General features: G+C 39.0%; 5 protein-coding genes. All 5 read left to right on the forward strand.

The genetic code is table 11. From position 1 onward, the window contains the following. Positions 1-2 precede the first annotated feature (2 nt). On the forward strand, positions 3-380 hold the full coding sequence (locus tag VGE44_RS13295; RefSeq protein WP_331079867.1) for a polymer-forming cytoskeletal protein: 378 nt from the start codon (positions 3-5) through the stop codon (positions 378-380). 210 nt (positions 381-590) lie between these two features. Continuing rightward, positions 591-2,258 carry an alkaline phosphatase PafA gene (pafA, locus tag VGE44_RS13300; RefSeq protein ID WP_331079869.1) on the forward strand — a complete coding sequence of 556 codons (1,668 nt, stop codon included), beginning with the start codon at positions 591-593 and terminating at the stop codon, positions 2,256-2,258. Between the two features lie 101 nt (positions 2,259-2,359). After that, positions 2,360-2,962, forward strand: coding sequence for an RNA polymerase sigma-70 factor (locus VGE44_RS13305; protein WP_331079871.1), 603 nt, complete (start codon positions 2,360-2,362; stop codon positions 2,960-2,962). 89 nt (positions 2,963-3,051) lie between these two features. Continuing rightward, positions 3,052-4,200 (forward strand): FecR family protein, encoded by a 1,149-nt coding sequence (locus VGE44_RS13310; RefSeq protein WP_331079873.1) that lies wholly within the window; start codon positions 3,052-3,054, stop codon positions 4,198-4,200. A 307-nt stretch (positions 4,201-4,507) separates the two neighbouring features. Continuing rightward, on the forward strand, positions 4,508-6,285 hold a 1,778-nt coding region (locus tag VGE44_RS13315), incomplete at its 3' end, for a SusC/RagA family TonB-linked outer membrane protein (RefSeq protein ID WP_331079876.1).

The raw sequence follows: 6,285 nt of genomic DNA on the forward strand, positions 1-6,285 counted from the left end.
AAATGGCTGGCTCTAAAAACGGACAAAGCACTTCTGCCCCGACACTGATCAGTAAAGGTTGTGTAGTCCATGGCAGGATTGAGTCGGATGTTTTTGTGAGAATTGACGGGCATATAAAAGGCGACCTGATTATTGGCGAGGGATTAATTATTGGCGAGAACGGAATAATTGAGGGGAATATTAAAGCCAGGGAAATTGTGGTTTTTGGTACGGTTAACGGAAGTGTTACAGCCGATTCTATTGACATAAAAAGCTCAGGTAATATTCTTGGTGAACTTCATACAAATTCCTTGCAGGTCGAAACAGGAGCTACCTATATAGGTAATGTCATAATGGATAAGGTACAGTTAAAAAAAGAAAGTACTACCATCCTGAAATAGTTTATTTATTCCAGCATCTGATTCCCTCTCCTGTGAAATTTCTGTTAATAATTCAGATTATTCTTTTTAGCCTATAGTATATTTTTACAAATGAATATATTTATTAAGCCGATATTTGATACCGTGAAAATATAGCCGCAGATGATCTTAACTAACCTAATACCTCAATATCCAGGGCAAGAACCAAATCAATTATTTATCCAAAATCCAATGAGAATAAAATTTCTGTTTTTTACTTTTCTGATGCTTGCAACACTTAGCACAAATGCACAACAATCTAAAGCACAAATACAAATCAAAAATACCAATCTACCACGCCCAAAATTAGTAGTAGGATTAATGGTAGATCAGATGAGATGGGATTATTTATACCGTTTCTACGAGCGTTATGGGAATGGAGGTTTTAAAAGAATGCTGAACGAAGGGTTTTCCTGCGAAAACGCGTATATCAATTATGTGCCCAGCGTTACCGGAATAGGGCATTCAACAGTTTATACAGGTTCAGTACCGGCAATTCACGGTATTACCGGTAATGACTGGATCATTCAGGCGACTGGCAAAAATATGTATTGCGTTGACGACTCTACCGTATCCACAGTTGGAAGCGGCTCTGCATCTGCCGGAAAAATGTCACCAAAGAATATGTTGGTTACAACCATGACGGATGAGCTGAGACTGGCTACTAACTTCAGATCGAAGGTAATTGCCATAGCATCTAAAGACCGGGGAGCTATTTTGCCGGGGGGACATGCCGCAAATGCAGCATATTGGTACGACGGGAGTTCAGGTAACTGGATCACAAGTACATATTATATGAAACAACTTCCCGATTGGGTTACGAAGTTCAACGAACAAAAATATCCTGAAAAATATTTAAAACAGGATTGGAATACTTTATATCCAATTGAAACTTATCTACAGAGCACAAAAGACGATGTTCCTTATGAAGGAAAGTTTCCGGGAATGAGTACATCAACATTTCCCGTTAAAACCTCAGAAATGCTTAGCCGGGGATTAGGCCTTTTAACCAGCACTCCATATGGAAGCTCACTGACTCTGGATCTGGCAAAAGCCGCAGTTGAGAATGAAGCCCTGGGAGCAGATGCTATCACAGATTTCCTTGCAGTTAGTGTTTCTTCACCGGATTATGTCGGACATCAATTCGGTCCAAATTCTATTGAAGTTGAAGATACCTACCTGCGACTAGACCGTGACCTGACAACATTCTTTAGCTATCTGGACACAAAGGTCGGAAAAGGAAATTATACCGTATTTCTGACAGCCGATCATGCAGCTCAGCATAATGCCGGGTTTTTAAATGACAATAAGATCAGTGCCGGAGTTTTTCCAAGCTCTGCAATTTTAAAAGAATTAAATAATAAGCTTGAGGCCGAATTTAAAAGTAAAAACATTGCCTTGAGCTTTAGCAATTATGCAGTAAGTTTCAATTATGCAGTTATTAATGCAAATAAATTAAACGAAGAGGCAATCAAGAAGTCTGCGATTGAATTCCTGAAAAAGCAGGAAGGTGTTGCATTTGTAGTTGATATCCCAAATGCTCAGAATGCCACAATTCCTGAAGTATATAAAGAAAAAATAATTAACGGATACCACCCTGACCGCAGCGGAGTGATACAAATCGTACTTGAACCGGCATGGTATTCTGGCTCATCACCACGATCTACAGGAGCAACCCATGGTACTATGAACCCTGCCGATGTTCATATTCCAATGGTTTTCATGGGCTGGGGTGTCAAACAGGGAAAATCAAACAATTCATATAACATGACTGATATTGCTCCCACAATCAGTGGAATCCTGCGTATTCAGGAACCGAATGGAAATATAGGCAAAGCAGTTAATGAAGCATTGAAATAGCCTTGTCTGAAGTATGAGGTATGACTTCATACCTCATACTTCCTTTATCGCTTTTTATACTTAAACCAAAATTTCTTATATTCGTTTTGAGGTAACTTAAAATGAGTATCTATAATTCCCTTAAGGATAGTGAGTTACTGGGCCTCCTCAGGTCGGGTAATGAAAAAGCTTTCGCTGAAATTTATGAGCGATACTGGGGTCTTATGTTCCATCATATACTCAAAATGACAGGCGATAAGGATGAAACGAAAGATCTTGTTCAGGAGCTTTTTACAAACCTTTGGTTAAATGTTGAGCAAATAGACTCCGAAACCAACATTGCTGCTTACCTCTATGTTTCTGCAAGAAATAAAGTAATTAACCTGATCAGGCATGATAAGGTTAAGAACAACTATTTATCTTCCTTAAGTAATTTTGCAAACCAACATCAGAATTCAATTCTTGAACAATTAAGTGCAAAAGATCTTTCAATTGCAATTGAAAGGGAGATTCAGAACCTGCCGTGTAAAATGCGGGAAGTCTTTGAACTTAGCCGTAAAAAATTCCGCACTCACAAAGAAATCGCTGAAGAACTCCAGATATCTGACAAAACAGTTAAGAAGCAGATTAACAATGCGATAAAAATCCTCCGTTTGAGATTAAATATCTTCATTCTTATCCTTACAATCTACCTTAGTCTCCTGAGCAATACCTCAAACCTTTAATACCTGCATAAGCCCCCCTTAAATTTATTTTCGATTTTTCTACTACCTGGCCTGCTTCAAATTGTCTTATCATAAATTAAACAATAATTATGACCGGACCGGAAGCCAAACTGCTCCTTAAAAAATATAATCAAGGCAATTGCACAGCTGAGGAAAAGGCCTTGGTAGAGCGATGGTACCTATCGGAGTCATCCAAACAAACTTTATCCGAAGATCAGGATCAGGAAGATTTCACCGCTGAGAAGATTCAGATGTGGTATGAAATAAGTGAAATGAGTGGTATTGAAAATAAAAGCAGAATCTCCCGGATCATTCTTTGGGGGACTTCAATTGCAGCCGCAGTATTAATTACAATAAGTGTTGGAAGCAATTTTTTTAATACAAACGAACCCAAATTGGTTTTGAAAGAACCCATACCAAGAGTTTACGACAAAAATCCTGGTGGGAATAAAGCTGTTTTAACCCTTGCAGATGGAACCAAAATTGTGCTTGACGATGCAGTAAACGGGACTATTGCCAAACAGGGGGGAATAAATATCAGCAAGGCGGCAGACGGATCCATTATATATGATATGCCGGAAATGACCGGAAATAACTCTGAAACAGCTCTTTTTAACAAAATCGAAACACCTAAAGGTGGCAAGTATCAGATCATCTTACCGGATGGATCCAAAGTCTGGCTAAACTCGGTCTCTTCCCTTCGGTTTCCTGCAATATTTAGTGGCAGCGAGCGAAATGTAGAACTTACAGGAGAAGCATTTTTCGAGGTTGCCAAAAATATCAATAAACCATTTATAGTAAAGACTAATGATATGAATGTGTTTGTGACCGGTACCCAGTTTAATGTGATGGCCTATTCTGATGAAAACTATAGTGCTACTACACTCGTAGAGGGTTCTGTCCATGTAAGTAATCTCAATAGTGACATTGTTCTCAAACCCGGTGAACAAGTGGTTTCAAATGAGGGGGCAAAACTTAGCAAGAGTATTGCCGATGTAGAACAAAATATTGCCTGGAAAAATGGCTTGTTCCAATTCAACGATTCAGATATACGTACGGTGATGAATCAAATCAGCAGATGGTATGACGTTTCAATCGAATACAAAGGTGCGGTGCCAGAAAAGCATTTTGGAGGTTATATTTCCAGAAATTCAAAACTTTCACAGGTTTTAAAGATGCTTGAACTCAGCGGAGTAAAATTTAAAATAGAAGAGAAAAAAATTATTGTTTTACCTTAAAAACATAGCCTATGGACCCATAAATCTACTTTCAAAAAAGGCCCAATAAAAATCCGGAAACGTTGCAGCGTTCCCGGAGATAAAATAAAGGGGCTAAAAACTCACTCTTAAGTAATATTCTATTCACCCTAAATCATGTAAAGTTATGCAAATTACTGCTTTTTGCAAAAAAGAACCTTTCAGTAAACTGAGCAGGTTCGCTTATTCTCAATTAATACGAGTTATAAAATTTATTGATCCTGGATTTTTTCCGGTATTAGTATCAGAAATCAATCGAACCCAATTAATAAGGCAAATTATCCTGAAGATGAAATTAACTGCCGCCGTATTATTGATCGCCTGTTTACAGGTTAGTGCATCAGGGTTTGCCCAAAAGATCACTATATCCAGGCACAATGCCCCGGTTGAGCAGGTTTTAAAGGAAATAAAGAAACAAACCGGATACTTATTTTTTTACAATCAGGAATGGATAAAACAGGTAAAGGCTGTTGATATTGATGTAAAACAAGCCTCAATTGATGAAGTACTGAAAATTTGCTTTTATAATCAGCCTGTGAATTATTCCATTGTTGATAAAACAATAATTCTGTCAAAAAAGGAACTCTTTACTCCAAATGCTGAAATTCCAATCTTTAAAGAGACCCCTCCAAAAGAAGTCAAAGGTAAGATAACCGATGCTACAGGTGAGACTCTCCCTGGAGTAAGTGTTCGTGTAAAAGGGACCAATACAGGTACAACAACAGACATTAACGGTAATTATACCATCACTGTACCTGAAGATAATTCTGTTTTGGTATTTACTTATATAGGTTATGTAACCAAGGAAGTTGCTGTTAGCAACCGTACTGCGATCAATGTTACTCTGGAAGCAGCAAATACTGCTCTTACTGAAGTAGTTGTAATCGGATATGGTACCTCTAACCTGGCTAATTTAACAGGTTCGGTTTCTACTGTTGATGTTGAAAAAGCGATGTCATCCCGTCCTGCAACCAATGTTGCTTCAATGCTCGAAGGTCAGGTTTCGGGGGTCTTTATTCATACAAATTCCGGACAACCGGGTGCCGAAGGGATGAATGTACTGATCAGAGGTCAGGGAAGTATGGGTGATTCGCAACCACTTGTAATTGTAGACGGTCTTGAATCCTCTATGGATAATATCAACCCATTCGATATCGAAAGTATCAGTGTTCTGAAAGATGCGGCTTCTGCTTCAATTTATGGAACAAGGGCTGCAAACGGTGTAATTCTTGTTTCAACAAAAAGAGGAAAAGAAGGTCCAATCCAGATAAGATACAATACCTACTTTGGAAAACAGGATCCAACTGCCGTTCCTGATTTCCTGGGATCCGCAGATTATGCCGAACTTCATAATGAAGCCAGGGCAAATGCAGGATTATCCCCAACCTTTACAACTGATGCCATTGCAAAATACAGAGCGGGAAATGACCCTAACTTCCCAAGCACCGACTGGATGAGTGTATTGTATTCAGGATCAGGTGGTTCACAGTATCATGGGCTGGATTTTTCGGGAGGAACAGAAGCTACGAGATATAACATCTCTATGGCTTACAATGAACAAAAAGGAGTGATAAAGGCTGTTGATGCAGAACAGTTAAACTTCCGCTTCAATGTTGACAATAAAATTAATAAATGGCTCAATGTAGGTATAAATACAGCATTGAACCGTGCAGTTAATACCCTACCCTTAACCGGTCCGGAACTTACCCGTGGTGGTGATCTGCAGCAGTTCTATAATTCTGTGACGCACATCCCCCCTACTCAAAAACTTAAATTAGCCGATGGTTCATGGTCGGGTGAATATCCACTGGGAAATTTTGCTGCATGGATTGATCAGGGAAACCTGAGGTCGATCAAAGGCAATCAATTGGTTGGTACAATATTTTCGGATGCCAAAATAATAAAAGGGCTTTCCTGGAGAAACAGAGCGAGTGTTGATTACACTTTCCGGGAAACTACCAATCACATTTCTCAGTTTACCTATGGTGGCGGCCAGGTTTCAGGCCCTTCATCAAATCAGGAAATTGTAGACAGGTTTGGAATAATTGACATGGAATCGTTGTTTTC

It is taken from the genome of Daejeonella sp. (assembly GCF_036405355.1).
GTDB lineage: Bacteria > Bacteroidota > Bacteroidia > Sphingobacteriales > Sphingobacteriaceae > Daejeonella.

Coding starts and splice junctions, on each gene's coding strand:
- VGE44_RS13295 (WP_331079867.1), top strand. CDS start 3: ATGGCTGGCTCTAAAAACGGACAAAGCACTTCTGCCCCGACACTGATC.
- pafA (WP_331079869.1), top strand. CDS start 591: ATGAGAATAAAATTTCTGTTTTTTACTTTTCTGATGCTTGCAACACTT.
- VGE44_RS13305 (WP_331079871.1), top strand. CDS start 2,360: ATGAGTATCTATAATTCCCTTAAGGATAGTGAGTTACTGGGCCTCCTC.
- VGE44_RS13310 (WP_331079873.1), top strand. CDS start 3,052: ATGACCGGACCGGAAGCCAAACTGCTCCTTAAAAAATATAATCAAGGC.